This is a genomic window from Gelidibacter sp., from assembly GCF_035577925.1.
Lineage (GTDB): Bacteria > Bacteroidota > Bacteroidia > Flavobacteriales > Flavobacteriaceae > Gelidibacter.
In genome coordinates this window covers 1-3,468 of the sequence record NZ_DATJCY010000284.1, presented here as the reverse complement: position 1 = coordinate 3,468, position 3,468 = coordinate 1, and the positions used below count along the sequence as shown (strand labels likewise).

The following is a 3,468-nucleotide window of genomic DNA, read 5'->3' as shown; positions in this document are numbered from 1 at the left end:
GCATTATTACTTGGTTTGTTTGCTTTTCTTCGCTCCAATGCTTTTCGGTCATAACAGTAACTTCGCCGCCCCTGAGGACTTTCTTTTGAGCAATCGATAAAAATATACTTGCCTGTTTTTTTATCAAAGTCAACAACATCAGGCTCACCACCAGAAAGTTCCATTTGGTTTAATGTCCATAACTTCCCAGGATTGGCTTCAAGCTTTTTTTGTACTTCGGTCCAATCGATTCCGCTATGTCTCGATTTGTTTTTCTCAAATCGATCTTTGAGCGTTTCTATAAGTTCGATTTTAGCTGAGGTGTTTAGTTGTTTTTTCATGACTTATATCGTTTATTGCAGCACTTCTTTTTTATCCATAACAAAGAATTGCTTCAGCTTCTTCCTTAAGTGTTATGTTTATAATTATGTCATCAAAGGCTAAAAGATGCTAAAAAGAGCATAAAAAAGAACTAAGAAATATTAATACCTACAAAGTAAATATTTCGTTAAAATTTTAATAGGCTCTTAGTCTTAAATTTATTGTAATTTTCTTTTATGTCTCGACTTGTTTTTTCAAATCCATCTTTGGGCCTTTCTATAAGTTCGATTTTAGCTGAGGTGTTTAATTGTTTTTATGTCTGTAATATCTGCTTAAGTAGGTTATATAAAATGTGGAGCTTTGTTTTTGGACCTATAACTCAAACTTTTCTCAACTTTAAAATGCTAGATTAGAGGTCTTTCTTTGTCATGCTAAATTTGTGTTGACAATAGTCATTTATTATATTTTGTGCTAGTTGGTGCATGACTAATGAGTTAATATGGTCAATCTATCTGACAGTAGGTATTAGATAGCGTAAATATTATACTGTTCTTTTGATTGTATTTCTTGTTTCATAAACCTTACCAATATCTTTTACTGTTTCGCCACGTTGCTGTTTACACGATATTGCCTAAACGGCCTTCAAAATGAGGTTGGTAATTGTAATGGTTTCATATAGTAAAAATCTATTTGTATTGAATTGAACAATAAGGATAATTAGTGGCATGCCCAATCATATTACTAAGTAACTACTTTACAAAATGGGTTGTGCCTCCCAAATTTAATCTAAATATATAAGCTATCAAATACTGTAAGCGCAATTGTTTTTTGAAATACTGTAGCTATTAAGTGTATATAAGTTGATCGCAATCAGAATCCGACCAAAAAATCCCAGTCATGATTACATGAAGTATCGTAGAGGGCAAAGTTTTAAAAAAAAGCCTCTTTTAAAAATACTTTAAAAGAGGCTTATGCTATATTTTTTGAGGTATTAGGCTGTTTTCGCCTTTTGTTTTTTTAGTACCATATAACCTAAAATTCCACCAATAATGGATGCGATAAAAACGCCCACTTTGGCTTGTGTTTTAAATATTTCATTTGCAAATGCTAATTCGGTTATAAATAAAGACATCGTAAAACCTATTGAAGCCAATAGGCTCAATCCAAAAAGGTTTCTCAGATTCATGCCGGTCGGAAACGGTGCAACCTTCAACTTCACTGCCAGCCAGGTAAAGCCCATAACGCCCAAAACCTTTCCTACCAACAAGCCTAAGGCTACGCCTATAGCCACATTAGTGCTAAATAGTTGTGCCGGCTCAATATCCAAAACAGACACTCCTGCATTGGCTAGCGCAAAAATGGGTATGATTATAAAAGTTACAAATGGATGCATGGCATGTTCCAGTTTTTGTAAAGGGGGGATGGCCCGTTCTGTATTAGTAGTCATTTTTTCTAAAATGTGCAACTGATCATTTGTTAAGGTAGGGATGTTATCATTTGGATCTACACGCGAAAAACGTGCTAAATGTTTCTTAATTCGTGACACAAATATATCTTCCTTGATTTTTACGTTAGCTGGAATGGTGAAAGCTGCTAAAACTGCAGCAATCGTGGCGTGGACTCCTGATAATAAAAAGGCAATCCAAAGTCCTCCAATTCCAAAGAGGGCATAAAAAAGAACACTTCTTACCCCCATTTTATTGCCAGCATACATGATGATAAGAAAAGTAAATCCAAGCAGTAAGGATATGATAGAAATGTCGGAGGTATAAAAGAAAGCGATCACTAAAACCGCTCCCAAATCATCAATAATAGCCAAAGCAGTCAAGAACACCTTTAATCCCAACGGAATCCGATTGCCTAACAGGTATAATACTCCTAAGGCAAAAGCTATATCTGTAGCCATAGGAATACCCCAGCCACTGTGCACCTCTCCAGTAGGGTTGAAAAGTAGATAGATTGATGCAGGGATGATCATACCGCCCAATGCAGCAATAATCGGAAGCATTGCTTTTCGTGGTTTAGCCAATTCACCTGCTACGATTTCCCGTTTGAGTTCTAGGCCTACTACAAAAAAGAAAATAGCCATCAGTCCGTCATTGATCCAATGATGGATGTCGTATTCTAAATACGTTTTTCCGTCAAAAACAAAGCCGAACTTATGCTGAAAAAAACGATAGTAGTCCTCTGCTAGCGGAGAGTTGGCCAGAACCAATGCAACAATTACACTTATTCCCAATATCAGTCCACCTGATTTTTCTTGCTGTATGAATTTTTGGATAGGTTTTACTACTTTGTCAATGGGGGCTTTTCTAGGCTCTGTCATTATTTATTTCTTTGTAAATTTAAAGTTTTAAAGGTAAACTTTTGATTATTTACCATATTCAAAAGTCGTTATTTATTTTCACCAAATGTTGGTATCACCTATGCGTCCGATTAAAAACGGAACCATTGTGATATTTGTAAAAAACATTATGATTAATGAAGAACAAACGTAACAAAATGCCTCACAGCTCACTCCTTCTGACCATATTTTGCCAATACCTTGTGCCTTTTGCACCTCTCAAATATAGCAATACTTGCATAAAAACATCATTTTTTATGATTTTAACAGTGTCATAAAATAGTGGATTATGCTTCTTTTAGCCTCTTTGCGGTTGCATTTTGTCAAATTGTAATTTATGGTTTTTAAATTTTGTTTATTAATGAGATTGATTAACAGCATATTTGCAAAGCAACCCCAAAGTAGTAGGACTGTAAAGACCATGTATGTAAAATTAATGTTAAATTTTTATATATTTTATAAATTGTCTCTGCATAATCACCTAAATCGATAAAATGGGAGATGTTTTTTTAGGATTGATTAGTTTGTTTGATTGGTTTTGCGTTATTATAGGTACATAATTTTGTCTAAGCACCAACCTCGATACACTATAAGTTAACTGTAAAAAAAGTACAAAAGGCTTCCAGAACTAGGTTTAAAGCCATTCAATTTTGTGGTTCTCTAAACAGCTTGGCCATCCCACTTTTGCAACACTTCCTCTTGGTTGGGCGCACCTGGTTTAAAAGCTTAAAGAAGTTGCGATTTTCTTGTAAGTTTAAAAGTCAAATTTATCCTTCAAATGCCATTCATTATCCTATTTTGGTTTTTTTATATTTGCCACAAAA

The 3,468-nt window shown here is 34.5% G+C and carries 2 protein-coding genes; both read right to left on the bottom strand.

Annotated features, from left to right (window positions below):
- Positions 1-320 (bottom strand): DUF4256 domain-containing protein (locus VNJ50_RS11205; RefSeq protein WP_325581897.1); only part of this gene is annotated, 320 nt, incomplete at its 3' end.
- Between the two features lie 971 nt (positions 321-1,291).
- Positions 1,292-2,626 (bottom strand): Na+/H+ antiporter NhaA, encoded by a 1,335-nt coding sequence (gene nhaA / locus VNJ50_RS11200; RefSeq protein ID WP_325581895.1) that lies wholly within the window; start codon positions 2,624-2,626, stop codon positions 1,292-1,294.
- Positions 2,627-3,468: the final 842 nt, after the last annotated feature.